Here is a 20023-nt window from a genome sequence, read left to right on the forward strand (position 1 = left end):
AATCCCAAACTCGACATGTACTTTGTCGAGCCCCCAAAAAATATCTGTGGAAAGATCAATTGCCCTTGATGTGACCGAACGCACTTTCTGCTTCGACTTTGCTCCGAGCGTAGATCGCTTTCTCTTCACATTCAAGGACTGCTTTGGCCTTTGCTTTCATTTCTTCGAAAATCGTATTCCATTGAGCTTGTCGGTTGCCTTTTACTTTTGTGCACTTTGCTTTTAATGGGCAATCGGTGCAATCTTCACATTCGTATATTTTGAAGCTTTGTTCATAACCAGACTGATTCTTTTGTTTTGATATTTTTTAAATGTCACTTTTCTTCCATTTGGGCAGATAAAACAATCATCCTCTTCACAATAGGCCTCGTTTTTGGCATTTTTAATGTCTTTTTTGTATGTACGTGTTTGTTCTTTCATAAGGAATCAGAAATTCAAACCGGGGCTCTTTCTCATCACCAACTGCATATACATAGTTTTCTTCACTACCATATCCTGCATCCGCAATAACTGTTTGGGGCATCGGTAATGAAGTGGACGCTAGCTTCTCCAAATGTGAGATAAAGCAACGCGTATCGGTTGGTAGTTGATGATGAATGGGATAAAACAAGATAAACTGATTCTCTGTCCTGATTTGCACATTACTGCATGTATTTTGAATTCTTTATCAAAACGTCTAGCCATTATAGACACTCCCTATGATTGATAGATTTACTGTACATTTCTCTATTCGTTGTGTCTATAATCTGGACTAACATCACTTGGAATACTGGACGGGTAGAAATTTTATCACCACTACCAATTTCCATTTTTGGATCGTAAGGGACTCCATACTCGGAAAGTACACGATCCATAAGAACCTTTTGCTCATGAAGGGGGTTCTCTCCTGTTTCGTTCTCTTTCTTTGATATGTTTAAATTGACATTTTTTTATACTCGTTATTAAAATAGAATTGGAAAATATGTAAATTTAAACATAATATATAAATAAATGACAATATTGTAATTTAATATAAATATCTTTATTTGTGAATGATCAATCTCAAAAATAAAATAAATCACTAGCGTTGCATAAATTTAATTCGAAAATTCCGAATTGAAAAAAATCATAAAAAATCCTTTATAATGGATGGTACAGGTGGCCCCTGTCCAAATCCAATATAAAGGATGAATCCTATGGACATGGATACAATATTTTCTTCATTTGGTAAATGGGTCACTCCTCTCAATTCTGTCAAATTTACACAAATAATTGAAGAGACGAAAAAAATAACCATAAAATCGCATTTACTTTTGTTTTTACATGCTCAACTTTAACAACGAGAAGGACTGTGCGCCATCACCGATGATGCGTTACTGGATGATTTTCAGCGAGAATTAGGATTGACTTCTATTAATGTTTCACAACTTTCCCGAAAACATCGCCAAATAAAACCCGAATGACTGGAGAAATCTTTCTGGATTTAGTGAATCAAATCCGTCAGATGTTCACGAACTCCTCCAGTCAGGTGAATGGATTGAAAATTGTGGATTCCACGACCATTTCACTGAATCTGAAAGAATATCAGATGTTAGGAAAATTTAGAGAAAACGTGAGAATTTAAAGAAAATTAAAATTTAAAATGGAAGGTTTGATTGTTATGGAAAAATTTTCTTTATGGTGGAAAAATTACCATGGATATATGATCGTCCCTTTTTTTGGAATGGGATTAATAGTTTTATTTAGACATGAAGAATTACCAAGTTTTATTAATATATCTTTCATATTATTCACTGGTTATATTATTTTTTATATCGTCAGCTTTATAAAGAATGAATTGTTGAAAGATAAGTAGAATACTAAACAACTTGAAAGGAGGGTATATATGGCTAAAAAAAAATGTTTTTTAATTTTTTTATTAGCCTTTCTCTTGACCGGTTGTGTTTTAAATTCAAATAGCTCCAAAGAAGAAGTACATAATAATTCCACTGAAGTTTTGAGTTTACCCAATTCTACTGGTAATCCCTCTCAACATAATGAAAAAAGTTGTAATTGGGGATATGAATTAATCATGAATGGCCATTCTCCAGCAGAAAAGGATCAAAAAAAAGTATCAATAGCTATCCTCGATAGCGGCATTAATCAAACTCACATAGAATTACAAGGAAAAATTATAGATTCTTTCAACACGGTTGAAAGTGAAAATCATGAAGATTTTTTGAATCACGGAACAGCAGTAGCAGCCATTATTGCAGGTGAAAATAAAGAGAAAGGTATTTGTGGCATTTTTCCTACAGCTTTAATATATGATGTGAGAATTCTGGATAAAAACGGAAATGGGAATGTTGATAATCTTGTTGAAGGATTGGAATGGGCTATAGAACAAGATGTTGATATTATTAACATTAGTGTGGGAACGTCTGAGTCTAATCCGAAATTAGAAAAGGCTGTAAATGAAGCAAATAAAAAGGGAATTATTATTATTGCATCTAGCGGAAATAAATACGGTCTGAGTGCTGACTACCCTGCAAAATATGATTCCGTCATTTCTGTTGGTTCCATTGGTGAGGACTTAAAAAAATCTGTATTTGGGGCTTCTGGAAAAGTTGACTTTGTTGCACCTGGTGAGGATATTAAATCAATAGATAATAATGGAGAATACGTGTTATATAGCGGAACTTCATTTTCAACAGCATTTGTTACAGGGGTTGTAGCTAATCTACTTTCCCAAAATTCTTATCCTGATAATAAAACAAAGTTCACTCAAGTATATTCAGATTTGAAATCTATGTCTGTATTGCCTTCGCAAACTGAAAACGTTAGTAAATTTTATGGAAATGGAATTGTGAAATTTAAAAAATAAGTAAAGGGGTTAGGATTAATGATAAAGACTAGATATTTCTCCAAACTTTTAATATTATTTATGATATTAAACTTGGTATTATCTTTTGCTATATCACCTGTGTCTGCAGAAGAGCCTAGACAAGTTACTGATAATTTAGAAAATATTGTGAAAAATATACCTGAAGACATTGAAGTTAACGGAGAATTATTTGAGAACGCAAAGATAAAAGTTATTCATGAAGAAGATACAACTACCTTTGAAACAATCGTTGAAGTGACGGAAGAAGTATCAACAGAGGTTAAATTGGAAGTTCAACAAGGTACTGATAACATTTTACTTCACGAAAAAACCGTTGAGGGAAATACAATCATTGAAGATACTACATACTCCGCAGAAATTTTAGTCGAAGATAATAATCTGCTGAAAGTTGAATTTACAGATTTAACAACAGGAGAGACTTATACCCTTGATAATTTTGGAGAAGTCAGTGCTTCATTTGCACCGGCCATTCCAATAGGTATCGGTATTGGCAGTTGGCTATTATCCCACTTGATTTCTATTGGTGCTGCTATAACAATATTAGGGACAACATTTATTTTATTTACTAAGGCAAAGAAGTCTAGAAAATTCGAGCACTTTAAAGCCACTATCTATAACGGTAAGTTATATATAGGTAATGGGGTAGGATATGCTTCTGCCGTTAATTGGTCTAAAAAAGGCAAAGGTCATGATACTTGGTCTACATCTAAATCGGCTGCTAAAAAAGTTGCCAGAGGTGTGAGAAATGGTTTAAAACCTGTGGGGCCTGAAATAGATAGTAACCGAAAAGGAAAGTTTTATCATTATCACCCTTATGGTAGATCTCCAAGTGTGCATGCATTCTATGGGAATCCTCAATAAGTTAATCAAGGAGGGATTAATATTTGACTCAGAATAGCCAATACCAGACTTTGTACAGAGTGGGTTACCAACAAAGTATTCTTTAGAAGAAATAAAAGAAACTTTTCTATCTGCTTATAAAGAAAAGGAAATTCCACTTCCTGAGTTCTTCAAACTAGACCCGAATATCTAAGATAGGAAGAAGATTTAGAAGGTATTTGTAATTGAAGATGAGAAAATACTAAACTCTATCTACACTAGTGCGGAAAAAAATGAACATCTAGCTTAAATTAAATACAATAAAGAAAAGTCAGATGATCATATAGAATTATATCCGGAAAGTGACCATCAAATCATTAAGATGTGGAATGATATTGAAGAAGGAGAAAGAATCAACATCATAATTTACAAGAAAAAATTTTAAAAAGTCCATGAGTGGATGTACGCTTCAAAGAGAATGTCAGCGTTTGATTTTTGATTAAGGAACTTGTTATCCTTTTAGGTGTAGAAAGTTCAGCCCCAAACAGTCCAGAATTTCAAAAGTATTTAGAATTACTTCAAGAACTGAATAAAATTTAGATTGTACTGCTCCTAAGCTTGGTAACGGCCAAAGCTCAGGAGCAGTTTTTATAATAAGAACATTTCTCTTTCAAATTTGTATCCCAACTAGACACATATTAGGTCCCCTCTCAGGGTTTTGATTATACAAAGAATACTTGGGAGATCGATCCCTTGTCGTTAGCAACGGATAAGACATCCAAGTTTTTTGATGGAAGATCTACACACTAGGAATAAGTAAACTAAAATTCATTTTACCCATAATAACAAAATGCAACTGTTCGTAAATTCATCGGTCTAATCAACTTAGAACTCCGGAATCTTCTTGATCGTCAGCAATTCACCATGATGTAGAGCGAGTTGTTTAGGATTCGATAATTGATTCAATAAGAGTTTTCTCCGTTCTACAATTTTTAAAGGGTGTCGGTGTGTATTTAAAATGTGAGCAATTTGAATGGTACATGTCTTATAGTAACTGCATACGTCGATAATATATTTATGAAGCAGTGGCAATCCAAAATCATCATATGCTTCTAAAGTTTCAGGATCACACAAACCATAAACAATTTCAATTTGCACGGGATAATCGAATCCATCTACTTTTTCATCACTTTCTGTTAAGTCAAGAGTTTGATCAAGAGCTATTTTACTCTCATTTAAATTAATAAAACCACTTTTAGAGTATATACCTGATGGTAGTTTAATATCTGAGGCAAGGTAATAATAATATGTCATAGAAAACCCCTCTCATTTAATGACTTCATCTGTATTTGCGCTAGATAAATTAATTCGGGTCGCAAAACGTCCACAACCTTAAACAGTAGAAGGTATTTTAGGAGCTGGCAAGCCTTTTTTATGCCATTAAGCTCTGCACTTTTCGTTGCAGAACTCTGTATTTTTATTTTGCACTAAACAACATAAGGTGCTTCTGGTAAAGAAAGTTGGTCAATGTACTGAAATAAAGCCTGTAAAAGAGGATCGATTTCTCTAGACAGTGCATGTTTGATGACAATATTGGAAATCATGATAGTGTCCACCCCTTGGAAATGTGTTTTCTAGTCACTGTATATGATTTCCAAGATGGTGGATTTTTTGCGTCATTTATGCATGGATTATGCGTTTTGCAACACCTTCAATAATTGAGTCCCTCTTGCTTTCCTTTTAATTTCTTGAGATATTCATTAAATTCTTACGAGATATTCTAGTTACCAGAAGTAAAATTACACATAAGAATAAACTAGTAAAAGTAACGACATTGTTTATAATTTCATTGTCTCCAAACGTATTGAAAATACCACTAATTGCTATTAATAAAATAGGGCAACAATAATTGAATATTTAGTCATAATAACCCTCTCATTATCTATTATAACACAAAATATAAATATTTACAAATTAGGTTAATTATGTTATTTTGATTAGATAAAAAAGGGGGGTTATTCAAATGAAGTTTTATACCAAGTTAGTAGTTTCACTTCTATGTTTAACATTATTTACATCTATGAGCCGATCAAGCTTTGCAGAAGCCAAAGCTAATGACACGAAGAGTGAATTGGGATTAACTTCTGAATTAGATCAAGAGTTTATTAACGATTCAGATGTTGAGGAAGGTCTTGAAGACGCTTTAAAAGTTCTTTCTGCTATTGAAAGTCTGCCTTATAATGTTATATCAGAAGGACCAGAGGCCATTGTTGAATGGCTAAACAATTTGGCGAATCGCACTTTCGAGTTGATTGAGCCAGTCTACATTCGGTATACTTTTAGACATAGGTAGGGTTCTCCTTTCTCTGGAATGTGTTGTTGGTCAAATCAGAGAATACCCTACCTTTTTTCTTTAGGTCTAGCAAAATCTTTTACACAAACTTTTATACATCATCTTGTGCAAACAGCATATTACTACGATTTATGCAATTTCCCAAAAAATTAAGGATAAGTATAAAAAATATTCAAAGTACACTAAAAATGAAATAATGCAAAGGAGAACAAAAGTTTCCATTCTATCACGTTTTAAACATCTGACATCCTTTGACCACGGAAAGATCGCTGCGCTGCGTGCAGAGGGAAAGTCCATGCAAGCCATTGCTGATGCAGTAGGCTGCCATAAAAGCACGATCTCCCGGGAATTGAAGCGAGGCACGGTTGCCCAAATGAAAACAGATGGTAAAAAGTTTGAAGCTTATTTTCCAGATACAGGCCAGTAATCTACGAGAAAAATAGGAAATCCTTTGGTGCCAAGTATAAATTAGATAACGCTATGGAATTCATCCAGTTTGTCGAGGCAAAGATCCTTCAAGAAGGATGGTCACCCGATGGCGTCTCTGGTTATGCTAAACGCCATGGACTATTTGAAGGAAACAGCGTTTGCACCAAAACCCTTGACAACTATATTGATATGAACCTTCTGGGCGTTAAAAATATTGACTTGCCCATGAAAGTCCGGCTAAACACCAAGAAGCAGCGTTCCCGTCAAAACCAAAAGGTTCTAGGCAAGAGTATTGAAGAACGTCCCCGGCTGAAGTGGCTGATCGCCAGGAATTCGGTCACTGGGAGATCGATACAGTCATTGGCCAAAATTCAAATGATCAAGCCCTATTGACTCTTACGGAGCGCAAAACACGCCATGAGATCATCATAAGAGTCAATGCCAAAGACGCTCCATCCATCCGTGGGGCCGTTTACGATTTGAAGAAGAAGTATGGTGAGCAGTTCACAAAGATATTCAAAACCATTACGGATGACAATGGCTCTGAATTCGCCGACCTTAGTAAAATCGTTGAAAAAGATGAGACTAAAAATCTATTTCACCCACCCCATACCTCCTGTGAAAGGGGTGCGAATGAGCGCCACAATGGACTAATACGCCGTTTCATTCCAAAAGGGAAAGCCATTTCCGCTGTCTCCGATCAAACCATTTCCTATGCAGAAACATGGTGTAATCAACTTCCACGGTGGATTCTAGGATATAAAACACCTCAAGAATGCTTGGAGGAGGAGTTGGCTCTGTTGGCCTCTTGATATTTAAACAGGGGGATCCGATAGGAAAGTGGTTAGCAACTTGACATGGAGCCTCTGCGGGCATGATTCCTTAGCCGAGAAGCCAGATGTCACAACATCGGCATCGCCTAACAAGGCTATCATGCCCGCCACTCCAAGTGATGTTGCCCGAAGTTCCCCATTTTATTTAATCATAGGTTTTCTGGCTTTTTATTAAGTGTTGCATTTAATATTGCAATTTACGGAAATTTTGTTTTGAAAAATTTTTTTATAAAAAGTGTTGACATCGATATTGATAATCATTATCATTATAAATGTAAGACGAAGTAGTTCACAGACGTCTTGAAGTGAAACATCGCGGCTAAACCCCCGCTCCCCCTTTGTTACACATTCGGACGAGAAACCCGGCTTTGGAGGCCGGGTTTCTTCTTTCTCTTAAAAAAATGATAATTGACAAGGAGAAAGGGTGGTATTATATTATATTTGTATAAGAAAATGATAATCATTATCAATTTGGAATAAATTGGAGGTTTTCCATGATCCGCCTATACACAGATCGTTTACAAATTTCCTATGGCAATCGACTGATTGTGAAAGATATGAAAATTGAAATTCCAGATAAAAAAATTACAACGATAATCGGTTCCAACGGCTGTGGAAAATCCACTTTGTTGAAAGCGATAACTCGGATTATTCCGCACCAATCCGGTCGAATTATTCTTGATGGCGAGAGTATTTTAAAGCAGGATACGAAAGAACTGGCGAAAAAAATGGCCATACTTCCTCAATCACCAGAAAGTCCAGCCGGCCTTACCGTTGGAGAGCTTGTATCTTACGGCCGCTACCCATATCAAAAAGGCTTCGGCAGATTAACAAAAAAAGATCTTGAGGTCATAAACTGGGCTTTAGAAGTTACGAAAACGGCCGATTTTAAACACCAGCCAGTCAATGCGCTGTCAGGCGGTCAAAGACAGCGTGTCTGGATAGCGATGGCGCTCGCTCAAGAAACGGACATCATCTTTTTGGATGAACCGACCACTTATTTAGATATGGCGCATCAGCTTGAAGTACTAGAGCTTCTACAGCAGTTAAACAAAGAGCAGGGGCGGACAATCGTCATGGTGCTTCATGATATCAATCAAGCAGCTCGTTTTGCCGATTATATTATAGCGTTGAAAGACGGACAAATTATCAAAGCCGGGACGAGTGACGAAGTAATCGACTGCAACGTGCTGAAAGAAGTATTTCAAATTGATGCTGTAATAGGACGGGATCCCCGAACAGATAAACCAATATGCATCACGTACAATCTAATAAAAGGAGAAGAAAAACATGAAAAAACGTCTTATTCCAATTCTGTTCTTGTTGGTTCTCATAGTTAGCGCTTGTGGTAATAAAAAGGAAGACAGCGCTGAAAAGAAAGAAGAAAAACCTGAAACGATTACATATCAATCGGAAAACGGTCCTGTTGAAGTCCCGGCTAATCCTAAAAGAGTCGTTGTTCTCTCGTCATTTGCCGGAGATGTGATGTCTTTAGGAGTAAATCTCGTTGGTGTTGATTCATGGTCAAAAATGAATCCGCGCTGGAAAGACAAATTGAAAGATGTTGCAGAAGTATCTGATGAAGATTTAGAAAAAATCATTGAACTAAATCCGGATTTAATCATCGGATTATCGACGATTAAAAATGTAGATAAACTGAAAAAGATAGCGCCTACTGTTACGTTTACTTATGGAAAAGTCGATTATTTAACACAGCATATAGAAATCGGCAAGCTTTTAAATAAGGAAAAAGAAGCAAGAGAATGGGTCGAGGATTTCAAAAAAAGAGCTGAAGAAACAGGAGAAGAAATTCGCGCGAAAATTGGGGAAGATGCAACTGTTTCAGTCATTGAAAGTTTTGATAAGCAATTATATGTGTTTGGGAACAACTGGGGAAGAGGAACAGAAATTTTATACCAAGCCATGAAGCTAAAAATGCCTAAAAAAGTGGAAGAGAAAGCTTTAAAACAAGGTTATTATGCTTTATCGACTGAAGTGCTTCCGGATTTTGCAGGGGATTATTTGATCGTCAGTAAGTATTCGGATGCTGATAACTCTTTCCAAGAAACAGATACTTATAAAAACATACCGGCTGTCAAAAACAATCGCGTGTTTGAAGTAAATGCTAATGAATTTTATTTCAATGATCGACTGACATTGGAATATCAGCTTGAATTCTTTCGAGAAAAATTTCTTGGAAAAAAATAAATAATTAGAAGAAGAGAAATTCAGCAGGCATGAATTTCTCTTCTTTCCATCTATAAAATAGAAAAATAGAAGAGATGAGATGTATGCTAAAAAACGATTCCGCTTCATTTTTCTTTAAATTCATATTCGCAGTCATTTTGCTGATTGGTTCGTTTTTTTTAGCGATGGTGTTTGGAGCGGCAGACACTAGTGTAAAAGATGTTTGGCTGGCGCTAACGACAGATGCGGCTGGTAAGACGATTGATATGATTCGGGAAATTCGTCTTCCGCGCGAAGTCGGCGCTATTTTTGTCGGCGCTTCTTTATCAGTAGCCGGAGCAATCATGCAAGGATTGACTCGCAATCCATTAGCAGATCCAGGATTATTAGGGCTGACAGCCGGAGCAAATGCTGCACTCGCTTTGACAATTGCCCTTTTTCCAAACGCAAATTACTTTAGTATGACCATTGCGTGCTTTATTGGAGCAGCAGCTGGCGCCTTTTTAGTTTTTGGAATCGGTGCGGTAAAAAAAGGAAGGATTTCTCCTTTTCAAATCGTTTTAGCGGGGGCTGCTGTGTCTGCTTTTCTTTTTGCCGTCGCGGAAGGAATCAGCTTATATTTTAATATTTACAAAAATGTTTCGATGTGGACAGCTGGAGGACTTGTCGGTGCAACATGGAAACAGCTCAAGATCCTCATACCGATTGCTCTCGTTGGGATCACCATTTCTCTTTTTTTCTCAAGGCAGCTGACCATTGTAAGTTTAAATGAAGAAGTGGCAGTCGGGTTAGGACAAAAAACGGCACAAATAAAAATGGTGCTGTTTATCATCATTATATTGCTTACTGGTGCATCTGTAGCCCTTGTTGGGAATATGGCATTTATCGGTTTAATGGTTCCGCATATCGTCCGTTCGGTCGTAGGGGCCGATTATCGTTATATTCTCCCAATGTCTGCGATATTCGGCGCCTGCTTTTTATTAATCGCTGATACGCTTGCCAGAACGATTAATGCTCCTTACGAAACACCGGTGGCGGCCATTGTTTCCTTTTTAGGTTTGCCTTTCTTCCTGTTCATTGTGCAAAAAAGGGGGAAAGCTATCACATGATCATACATCCGGCAATTGTAAAAAAGCAGCGGCTGATCATACTTGTTCTGATTCTTTTAATTGCTGCAACGGCCATCATCGGAATGGGATTAGGCACCTCCTCCGTCTCGATGAATCGCTTGCTTCCAACTATTCTCGGCCACGGGACGTTTAAAGAGGAGTTCGTTTTATTTTCCGTCCGCTTGCCGCGGATCATTGTGACCTTATTGGCAGGAATGGCTTTGGCGGTTTCCGGGGCGATCTTTCAAGATATTACAAGAAACGATTTGGCTGAGCCGGGGATCATTGGGATTAATGCCGGAGCAGGAGTAGCTATTGCAGTGTTCTTTTTATTTTTTCCAATTGATGTCGGCTCATTTGTGTATTTACTGCCAGTCGCAGCTTTTATCGGCGCTCTTTTAACGGCAGGGGCTATTTACGTTTTTTCTTATGATCGAAATGCCGGTTTAAACCCCGTTCGATTAGTCCTTATCGGTGTCGGCTTCGCCATGGCTTTATCAGGAACCATGATCGTCATTATTTCTTCTGCAGAACGGCAAAAAGTTGATTTTATCGCCAAATGGCTGGCAGGGAACGTTTGGGGGGCAGATTGGCCGTTTATTTTGGCAATTTTACCTTGGATTGTCATTTTAATTTCGTTTATTGCTTTCAGAGCTCAACAATTAAATTTATTAAGTTTAAACGATCCTACTGCTGTCGGGGTTGGCTTGAAGATTGAGAGGGAGCGAATTACGCTTCTATTGGCTGCTGTCGGGCTTGCCGCAGCTGCGGTTTCTGTAACGGGAGGTGTAGCGTTTATCGGTCTTTTGGCACCCCATTTAGCACGGTCACTGATTGGTCCCCGCAATCAACTTTATCTTCCGATTGCGATTTTGTTGGGAGGGTGGCTTCTACTACTAGCCGATACAATCGGGCGAAACATCGCACTTCCCGACGGCATCCCAGCGGGCATTATGACAGCTTTAATCGGGGCGCCCTACTTTATCTATATTTTATTGAAAAAATCATCATGATCGAGGCACATTTCGTTTAGAAAAGAATGAGGAAAGGAATAAAATAGCTGATAGTAATTTAGAAATCTTCCATTACTCCTATGTGTCGGCTGGCTGTTCATCCTTTTTTAGCTAGACGGCATCTATTTGCTTACATGATACTCGTAATACATCTGGCTGGAAGTAAGACAAATTGATGCCTTATTTAATAAAAATTGGGCGGCAGGAGGGCTGAGATCTCCCTCCGCCGTTCCTGCCTTTGTCAGTGTGAAAAAGTTTGCCTCATAGACTCTCTTTAAATGCTCATTTTTTAGCAGAATTCAAGAAGTTTGGCAGTTGATCGAACATTTTACTGAAGGTAATGACAGCTTCTTTTTCTTCTTCGTTTTATGTGCAGCCTTTCATAAAGAGTATTTTTGTCTCCAAGAGCTTCAACCGTGATGATTTAAAATTGAACATTTTTCCCACCTAATGACGCATTGATTAGCATCTTTCAACTCTTTGTCCTAATTCGAGCTGTCTGACGTACAAAATGACCGGAAATACAGCTCTACATGATCTTTTGCTCTAGTTCAACTATTTTTGAGAAAGTTTGGCTGGCTTCATTGTTCGCTTCCGCCTCAAAGATTATTGAGCAATGGGTCCATGTTTCCCATTTCATTTCAATCAAATCTTTTCATATAACAGAGAGAGCATACGGTTTCAAAGGGGAGAAGCCCTCGCATCAGTTCCAACACTTTATTGGCGAAGAAACGTATCTATCATTTAGAATCAGTGTAAATAAACACAATTGCCGGAGCCAGAGGAACTGAATGCAGCGGTTCGAACGGTGATGTCATTTAATCGACTTGGTTAATTAAACAAAAAACAATCTGCACATGCTCCAGCTTCGGGCTTCTGATTCGATTTCCAGCTTCTTGTAATTGAAAGCTGCGAAAAAAGGAATATTATTTTTCATGATGTAAGCAAATTTCGACATAATTTTAAAGCTGCTCATTATATGTTATGGTTAGGATGTTTTTTAAAATGAAGGCACTGGAGTATGAATAACGATGCGAGCTGTTCAACCGGTATTGTCTCTAGAAGAAAAGCAATTGCTTGTCGCAATTTTGTTTCGCAACCATTTTGCGATTGAATTGGTTGTGAGCGAAATCAATGATATTGAATGCGGAAAAAAAGAGTTTGATTTATGTACATACAAAAAATTAGTGGAGCTTTATGACAAAATCCGTTCGCATACGTAACCTGTATCCTTGTGAGGACCAGTTTTTGAGTATGAGAGGCATCTCAACGATGCTCTTTGCAAGAGCATCGCTTTTCGCAGAAATGTAAGTTTATCACGTGATAAAACGCTTACATAATGATATCATAAAATAGGAAGTTTCTTTTTGGTAAATGGAACACATTTTCCAGATCATATGTTATGATTAAAATGAAATGTCAAAGTGAGAGGAAGAAACGAATGACAAAAGTTTTTTCTGAAGAATTTACAAATATTTCGATTAAAGATTTGATGATACCTGCAGATAAAGTGGCTCATGTCCAAATGGGAAATAACTTAGAGCATGCATTATTAGTGTTGACGAAAACAGGCTATACAGCTGTTCCGGTTTTGGATGCTCAATATCGCTTGCACGGGCTGATTACGACGAATTTGATCATGGATTCAATTTTAGGATTGGAACGAATCGAATTTGAGCGTTTGCAAAATATGAAAGTAGAAGAAGTAATGAACAAAGATGTTTCCAGATTGAATGTATCGGATGATTGGATGAAGGCGCTGAAGCTCGTTATTAATCATACGTTTGTATGTATAACGAATGAGGACGGTGTTTTAGAGGGGATTTTTACAAGAAGGGTCATCTTAAAAAAGCTCCATAAACAACTAATGATATTAAATTCCAGGTTTCCCAAATAAAAACGCCCTTGCCGGCGTTTTTATTTCATATTGGCTCAATAGTTTCGAATCCATCCAACCTTCAAATAATGAAAATATAGATATTGTTTTTTTGGGAAAGCAATTGAACGAATGCGAATGCTATGGCAAAATGAATTCATGCTTACAAACGATTGAAAGTGATTTTCAAATGAGGTGATCGTGATGAAAGAGGCGCTTATTGAAAAAGATAGGGGAAAACTAGACCATAAAGAAACAAAGCGTCCGTTCGTTTTAGCTGCCGTCATGCTGGCGATGTTTATGGCTGCAGTTGAGGCAACGATCGTTTCCACAGCAATGCCTGCCATTGTCGCAGAAATTGGCGGTTTTTCAAAATATAGCTGGATTTTTTCTTCCTATTTATTAATGAATTCCGTAACGATTTTAATATATGGTAAATTGGCGGATTTGTTTGGAAGAAAACCGATTTTTGCTTTTGGCATCATTATTTTTTTAATTGGCTCTGTGCTTTGCGGTCTCGCCGATTCGATGGAAACTTTAATTATATACCGATTTATACAAGGGATTGGAGCCGGAGCTGTGATGCCAGTCGCCACAACAATTGTCGGCGATATTTATACAGTAGAAGAAAGAGCCAAAATACAAGGATATTTGTCCAGTGTATGGGGAATTTCTGCAATAATCGGTCCCGTTTTAGGTGGCTTGTTCGTTGAGTACATAAGCTGGAAGTTTGTATTTTGGGTGAATGTTCCTTTAGGCATTTTATCAATGGCAGGAATCGGTCTGTTTTTGAATGAACGCATTGATAAGAAAAAGTCGAGCATTGATTATGCAGGCGCCATGTTCATGCTTATTGCGATCAGCTTGTTGATGATCGTCCTTGTCGAAGGAGGAGTCCGCTGGTCTTGGACTTCCTGGGAGGTTGCGGCGTTATTAGCTGTTGCATGCTGCTTCTTTATATTGTTTATTTTTCAGGAAAATCGGGCCGATGATCCGATGATGCCGCTTTCGCTTTGGAAAAATCGCTCCATTTTGCTTGCGAATGTAACGTCCTTGACGACCGGGATGATGCTTATGGGCATTTCCACCTTTTTGCCGACATTTGTGCAAGGTGTTATGGGAAAATCGGCAATGGTGGCTGGATTCACGCTGACAACGATGTCAATCGGATGGCCGATTGCCTCAACAGTAGCGGGGAGGATTTATTTAAAAGCCGGCTTTCGTGCCACATCAATTTTAGGAGGCATTTTTTTATTGGCCGGCAGTCTTGTCTTTGTTATGCTTTCAGCAGATGACGGACCTGTTCACGCTATGATCGGCTCTTTTTTACTCGGCGTCGGAATGGGGCTGACATCGACCTCGTTCATCGTATCCATTCAATCGGCAGTTGATTGGAAAGAACGCGGAATTGCCACCGCCACCAATATGTTTATGCGAAATCTCGGCAACACCGTCGGCGCCGCTTTGCTCGGCGGGATTTTAAACAGCAAGCTGCAAACATATTTGGAGGAGCATAGTGCTGGAAAAAACTTAAACATTGATTCGGCCAACAACCTTTTGAATCCAGAATCAGATCTTTCCGGTCCTATAAAAGAGGTTCTTGAGTCTGGTTTGAGCATTGCTCTTCACCATGTTTATTTCGTCGTCTTTTTATTAGCAATTTTGAGCGTTCTTTTTATTTTCTTTCTTCCTAAGAGAGAATTAAAATGAATGTTTTTTGCTAAACTTGTTATGACGGAGAAGCAAAAATATTTTATAATGTTTTTGAACTATTGAATCCACTAAGGAAAGGGTTTAGCGATGCAAATTTCGGAATTGCAAATCCTTGTGACTTTGTCTGAAGAAAAAAATATGAGAAAAGCGGCTGACCGACTTTTTGTTTCCCAGCCTGCTTTGTCGCAGCGTCTTCAGTCGATCGAAAAAGCATGGGGATTTAAAATTTTTTTGCGCTCACAAAAGGGATTGACTCTTACACCGGCAGGAGAAAAAGTTGTCCAGTTTGCAAAAGAAATGATTGAAAAGGAAGAGAAGGTAAGAGAGGAAATCTCTGTTTTGGAAGGAGAAGTGTACGGGACGTTAAAGCTTGCAGTGGCATCTATAATCGGCCAGCACTGGCTTCCAAAAGTTTTGAAAAAATATGTACAAAAATACCCTCAGGCGGAAATTTCACTTATAACCGGGTGGTCAAGCGAAATATTAAAATGTTTATATGAAGATGATATTCATATCGGAATCATACGCGGAAACCCTGATTGGAAAGGTTTTAAACAGCATTTGCTGGAAGATACTTTGTATTTAGTTGACACAGAAATTCAAAGCATCGATGATTTAGTACACACAGAGCGGCCTTTTATACAATTTAAAAGTGATTCTACATACTATCAAGAAATACAAGAATGGTGGCACAGGCAATTTAAAAACCCGCCAAAAAGGACAATTGTCGTTGATCAGATCGAGACGTGCAAGCAAATGGCGTATCATGGTATCGGCTTTGCGATTTTGCCTTCTGTCAGCATTGATGAAAAGGATGGTTCGATCTTTCGACTGCCGCTCATTGATCATGAAGGAAAGCCGATTAAAAGGGATACTTGGTTGATCGGGCATGAATCATCGTTAAAGCTTAAACAAGTGCAGGCGTTTATGGAAATCGTCCATCAATTTATTAATGAATGATAAATTTGCTTGTCAATTGATTCTTTTCTTTGATACAGTAATGGGGGTACAGAAAAACAGAGAGGAGTATTGCGATGAAAATGATGGATGCAAACGAAATTATTTCATTTATACAAAACAGTAAAAAAACGACTCCTGTAAAAGTTTATGTAAAAGGTCAATTAGAAGGAATCAACTTTGGAGAACAGTCCAAAACATTTATTACTGGAAACACAGGCATCATCTTTGGAGAATGGTCTGAAATTGAACAAGCACTAGCAGAAAACAAAGATAAAATTGAAGACTATGTTGTTGAAAATGACCGCCGGAACTCAGCGATCCCGCTTCTTGATTTAAAAGGCGTAAAAGCGAGAATTGAACCAGGTGCAATCATCCGTGATCAAGTGGAAATCGGCGATAATGCGGTCATCATGATGGGGGCAGTGATCAATATCGGCGCCGTCATTGGTGAAGGAACGATGATTGACATGAATGCAACATTGGGCGGCCGTGCAACGGTTGGTAAAAACTGCCATATTGGTGCCGGAGCGGTTTTAGCTGGTGTAATTGAGCCGCCTTCTGCAAAACCTGTCGTAATCGAAGATGATGTTTTGATCGGAGCAAACGCCGTCATTTTAGAAGGTGTAAGAGTAGGAAAAGGCGCGGTTGTTGCAGCTGGTGCTGTTGTAGTGGAAGATGTTGAACCGTACACAGTTGTTGCAGGTGTTCCTGCGAAAAAAATTAAAGATATTGACGAAAAAACGAAAGCGAAAATTGAAATTAAGCAAGAATTGCGGCAGCTCTAAATTCGAAGCGTGGACAGCGTCCACGCTTATCCTTTAGGAGGGGACTCATATGAATAAGGATGCGCTTATTGCCATTCGCCGTGATTTGCATAAAATACCTGAACTCGGATTTCAAGAACATAAAACACAAAAATATTTATTAGATTATATTCATTCGCTGCCGAACGAAAGGCTTGAAGTGAAAACATGGAGAACAGGTATTTTCGTGAAGGTCCATGGAACAAATCCTCGAAAAATGATAGCCTACCGGACAGATATTGACGGATTGCCGATTGAAGAAAAAACGGGGCTTTCATTTCAATCAGAACATCCAGGCTTGATGCATGCTTGCGGTCACGACTTTCATATGACGATCGCTTTGGGGGTTTTAACTCATTTCGCCTATCATCCGATTCAAGATGATCTGCTATTCATCTTTCAGCCGGCAGAAGAAGGGCCTGGCGGTGCAGAGCCGATGCTAAACAGCGAGATTATGCAACAATGGATGCCGGATATGATCACTGCGCTTCATATTGCTCCGGAGCTTCCGGTTGGAACTATCGGAATGAAGCCTGGACTACTTTTTGCCAATACGTCCGAGTTGTTTATCGATTTAACCGGGAAGGGAGGCCATGCCGCTTTTCCGCACACGACACATGATATGGTCGTCGCTGCTTGCGCCCTTGTCACCCAACTGCAATCCATCGTTAGCCGCAATATAGATCCTTTGGAAAGTGCTGTAATTACCATTGGAAAAATTGCAAGCGGCACGATACAAAATATAATTGCCGATCATGCCAGATTGGAAGGAACGATTCGCACATTTTCTGTCGAATCGATGGAAAAAGTGAAAAAGCGGATTGAAGACATGGTCAAAGGTATAGAAATCGGCTACCAATGCAAAGCAGAAATTGACTGGGGTTCGATGTATTATCAAGTGTGGAATGATGAAGCGTTATCAAAAGAATTTATGGAGTTTGTCCAGAATGAAACAGAAGTTCAACTCCACGTATGCAAAGAAGCGATGACTGGGGAAGATTTCGGCTATATGCTGGCGAAAATTCCGGGATTTATGTTTTGGCTTGGAGTTGATTCTCCTTACGGCCTTCATCATGCGAAGCTTTCACCAAATGAACAAGCAATCTTTAAAGCGGTCGATCTTATTTGTCAATATTTTGAATGGAAAGGCAATAAATAGAAGATTCATAGCCTCCTGCATAAAGCAAGAGAAAAAAATTAGAAATACGTTCTATACAAACACGAAGTCATAATTAAAAAGGAAAGGGGATGAGATATCATCCTCTTTCCTTTTGCTGCTCGTTCTTATGAATCATCACTTGATGAGGGAACGGAATTTCGATGCCGTTTTCATCAAGCACTTCTTTTAGCCGTTTCCGGAGCTTTCTTTCAACAGCCCACTGCTCCATGTTTTTCGTTTTGGCAATGATGCGGATGATCACATCAGACGAGCCGAAATTTTGCACTCCTAAAACGTCCGGACCTTCCACAACCTCTTCAGTTTCTTTTGCAAATTGGTCGCAAGCTTCTTGAAGAATGGACATGACCCTATTTAAGTCTTCATTATACGATATGCTGATATCAACAAGGGCTTGCATATTTCCTCTAGAATGATTGGAAAGGCCGACAATCTGCCTGTTTGGAACATAATGCAATGTGCCGTCAAAGCCTCGGATTTGCGTCGTTCGTAAACCGACAGCTTCCACAATGCCTGAATAATTGCCTGTAGTGACATAATCTCCAACATCAAGTTGTTTTTCTAGGAGAAGGAAAAATCCTGTCACAACATCGCTGACGAGCCCTTGAGCTCCAAAGCCGATCGCAAGACCAACAACCCCAGCCCCGGCTAAAAGCGCTGTGACATTGTAGCCAAACACTTGAAAAACGGTAACAATAAAAATGAAAAACAGGGCATAATGAAAGAAATTCAATACTAATGTTTGCAGCGTTTTAGCCCGCGTGATGGAAATTTCCTTCCGATTCTCAAGCCCCTCAAACATTTTGTGAATAATTTTATTGCCGATTGATTTGACGATAATATATGCAATGTAAATTCCAATAAGCTTGGCCAAAACTTCTCCTGTTTTTAAAGCCAGATCAGCCCAATCAATAGATTCAAAAAAGTTCAAAACCATTTCCCCTTTCTTTTCAAGCCAATCATTTGGTTATTTTACGGGATCATGTTAAACTGAATGTACAGTTGAAAGTTTAACATAGAAAAAGGAATTTTCAATGATTGTTACATTTTTTTAATGATAGCGGCGAAAATTGGAAATAGTATTATTGTTCTCTTCACCGCAATGAAAATGTAAAACAGATTATTTAAATTAATTATTACTTAAAATTGACTAAAATTTTGTTGTTATATATAATAGTAATCGGAGGAAGGATATTGAGAAAATACTCAATTCATTCTCATTTGTTTTTGAAGGAAACAATCAAAAAGTTTCCTTTAAAATAAAATTTTAAAATGGAGGGTTACATAATGGCAGAGCGTTTGGTTGGTAAACAAGCTCCACGTTTTGAAATGGATGCCGTTTTGCCAAACAAAGAGTTTGGTAAAGTAAGCTTGGAAGAAATCATGAAACAAGGAAAATGGACAGTTCTTTTCTTTTATCCAATGGACTTCACTTTCGTTTGTCCAACTGAAATCACAGCTATTTCTGACCGTTATGAAGAATTTGAAGATCTTGATGCAGAAGTGATTGGTGTATCAACTGACACAATTCACACACACTTAGCTTGGATTAAAACTCCTCGCGAAGAGAACGGTTTAGGCGATATTAAATATCCGCTTGCAGCAGATACAAATCATCAAGTATCAAGAGACTACGGCGTTTTAATCGAAGAAGAAGGAGTTGCTCTTCGCGGATTGTTCATCATCAATCCAGAAGGCGAACTTCAATATCAAACAGTATTCCATAACAACATTGGCCGCGATGTTGATGAAACATTGCGTGTACTTCAAGCGCTTCAAACTGGCGGACTTTGCCCAGCAAACTGGAAGCCTGGTCAAGAAACGCTTAAAGTATAATGAAGCTTTTCATTCAAAGGGCCTAGCGGTACGTTAGGCCTTTTTTCAAACG

Annotated in this window: 17 protein-coding genes and 1 pseudogene; 15 read left to right on the forward strand and 3 right to left on the reverse strand. The window is 38.3% G+C overall.

The window, feature by feature from the left end:
- Positions 1-55 precede the first annotated feature (55 nt).
- Complete coding sequence (locus RI196_RS18540) at positions 56-304, reverse strand: transposase (protein WP_144598134.1); 249 nt, start codon at positions 302-304, stop codon at positions 56-58.
- Positions 305-1864: 1560 nt separating this feature from the next.
- On the opposite strand from RI196_RS18540, the gene RI196_RS07180 reads away from it, so the two are divergent.
- Together RI196_RS07180 and RI196_RS07185 are read left to right on the forward strand one after the other, a co-directional pair.
- The gene (locus RI196_RS07180) at positions 1865-2842 is read left to right on the forward strand and encodes a S8 family serine peptidase (protein ID WP_311067158.1); all 978 of its coding nucleotides are present in this window, start codon (positions 1865-1867) and stop codon (positions 2840-2842) included.
- 18 nt (positions 2843-2860) lie between these two features.
- Entirely contained in the window at positions 2861-3724 is an 864-nt protein-coding gene (locus RI196_RS07185) for an SAR2788 family putative toxin (protein WP_311067159.1), read from the forward strand.
- An 843-nt stretch (positions 3725-4567) separates the two neighbouring features.
- Here the strand turns inward: RI196_RS07185 and RI196_RS07190 are convergent.
- Positions 4568-4996, reverse strand: a complete 429-nt coding sequence (locus tag RI196_RS07190) for a hypothetical protein (protein WP_311067160.1) — start codon at positions 4994-4996, stop codon at positions 4568-4570.
- Between the two features lie 709 nt (positions 4997-5705).
- Here RI196_RS07190 and RI196_RS07195 point away from each other — a divergent pair.
- The 12 genes and pseudogenes from RI196_RS07195 (at position 5706) to RI196_RS07250 (ending at position 18117) form a co-directional block, all read left to right on the forward strand.
- Positions 5706-6035: a hypothetical protein gene (locus tag RI196_RS07195; RefSeq protein ID WP_311067161.1), complete on the forward strand. Its 330-nt coding sequence runs from the start codon at positions 5706-5708 to the stop codon at positions 6033-6035.
- A gap of 196 nt (positions 6036-6231) precedes the next feature.
- Positions 6232-7276 (forward strand): annotated as a pseudogene (locus tag RI196_RS07200) (IS30 family transposase).
- 515 nt (positions 7277-7791) lie between these two features.
- On the forward strand, positions 7792-8637 hold the full coding sequence (locus tag RI196_RS07205; RefSeq protein WP_066247988.1) for an ABC transporter ATP-binding protein: 846 nt from the start codon (positions 7792-7794) through the stop codon (positions 8635-8637).
- The gene (locus RI196_RS07210; protein ID WP_066247990.1) at positions 8588-9505 is read left to right on the forward strand and encodes an iron-hydroxamate ABC transporter substrate-binding protein; all 918 of its coding nucleotides are present in this window, start codon (positions 8588-8590) and stop codon (positions 9503-9505) included. Before RI196_RS07205 ends, RI196_RS07210 begins: the two co-directional genes overlap by 50 nt.
- Positions 9506-9588: 83 nt before the next feature.
- Positions 9589-10593: a FecCD family ABC transporter permease gene (locus tag RI196_RS07215; protein ID WP_066247992.1), complete on the forward strand. Its 1005-nt coding sequence runs from the start codon at positions 9589-9591 to the stop codon at positions 10591-10593.
- Positions 10590-11606 (forward strand): FecCD family ABC transporter permease, encoded by a 1017-nt coding sequence (locus RI196_RS07220; RefSeq protein WP_375338790.1) that lies wholly within the window; start codon positions 10590-10592, stop codon positions 11604-11606. The genes RI196_RS07215 and RI196_RS07220 overlap by 4 nt, the downstream gene beginning before the upstream one ends.
- Before the next feature lie 1031 nt (positions 11607-12637).
- Complete coding sequence (gene abbA, locus RI196_RS07225) at positions 12638-12829, forward strand: antirepressor AbbA (protein ID WP_066247994.1); 192 nt, start codon at positions 12638-12640, stop codon at positions 12827-12829.
- 218 nt (positions 12830-13047) lie between these two features.
- Positions 13048-13503: a cyclic-di-AMP-binding protein CbpB gene (cbpB, locus tag RI196_RS07230; protein WP_063386842.1), complete on the forward strand. Its 456-nt coding sequence runs from the start codon at positions 13048-13050 to the stop codon at positions 13501-13503.
- A 183-nt stretch (positions 13504-13686) separates the two neighbouring features.
- Positions 13687-15192, forward strand: a complete 1506-nt coding sequence (locus tag RI196_RS07235) for an MDR family MFS transporter (RefSeq protein ID WP_094245559.1) — start codon at positions 13687-13689, stop codon at positions 15190-15192.
- A 90-nt stretch (positions 15193-15282) separates the two neighbouring features.
- Positions 15283-16155 (forward strand): transcriptional regulator CcpC, encoded by an 873-nt coding sequence (ccpC, locus tag RI196_RS07240; RefSeq protein WP_063386844.1) that lies wholly within the window; start codon positions 15283-15285, stop codon positions 16153-16155.
- Positions 16156-16229: 74 nt separating this feature from the next.
- Positions 16230-16940, forward strand: coding sequence for a 2,3,4,5-tetrahydropyridine-2,6-dicarboxylate N-acetyltransferase (gene dapD / locus RI196_RS07245; protein WP_063386845.1), 711 nt, complete (start codon positions 16230-16232; stop codon positions 16938-16940).
- A 49-nt stretch (positions 16941-16989) separates the two neighbouring features.
- Complete coding sequence (locus tag RI196_RS07250) at positions 16990-18117, forward strand: N-acetyldiaminopimelate deacetylase (protein ID WP_066248000.1); 1128 nt, start codon at positions 16990-16992, stop codon at positions 18115-18117.
- Positions 18118-18214: 97 nt separating this feature from the next.
- Here RI196_RS07250 and RI196_RS07255 read toward each other — a convergent pair whose 3' ends face one another.
- On the reverse strand, positions 18215-19072 hold the full coding sequence (locus tag RI196_RS07255) for a mechanosensitive ion channel family protein (protein ID WP_311067162.1): 858 nt from the start codon (positions 19070-19072) through the stop codon (positions 18215-18217).
- A gap of 350 nt (positions 19073-19422) precedes the next feature.
- Here RI196_RS07255 and RI196_RS07260 point away from each other — a divergent pair, with 350 nt between their 5' ends.
- A complete protein-coding gene (locus RI196_RS07260) occupies positions 19423-19971 on the forward strand; it encodes a peroxiredoxin (RefSeq protein WP_063386848.1) in 549 nt (182 codons plus the stop codon).
- Positions 19972-20023 lie beyond the last annotated feature (52 nt).

It is taken from the genome of Aeribacillus composti (assembly GCF_031760945.1).
Lineage (GTDB): Bacteria > Bacillota > Bacilli > Bacillales > Aeribacillaceae > Aeribacillus > Aeribacillus composti.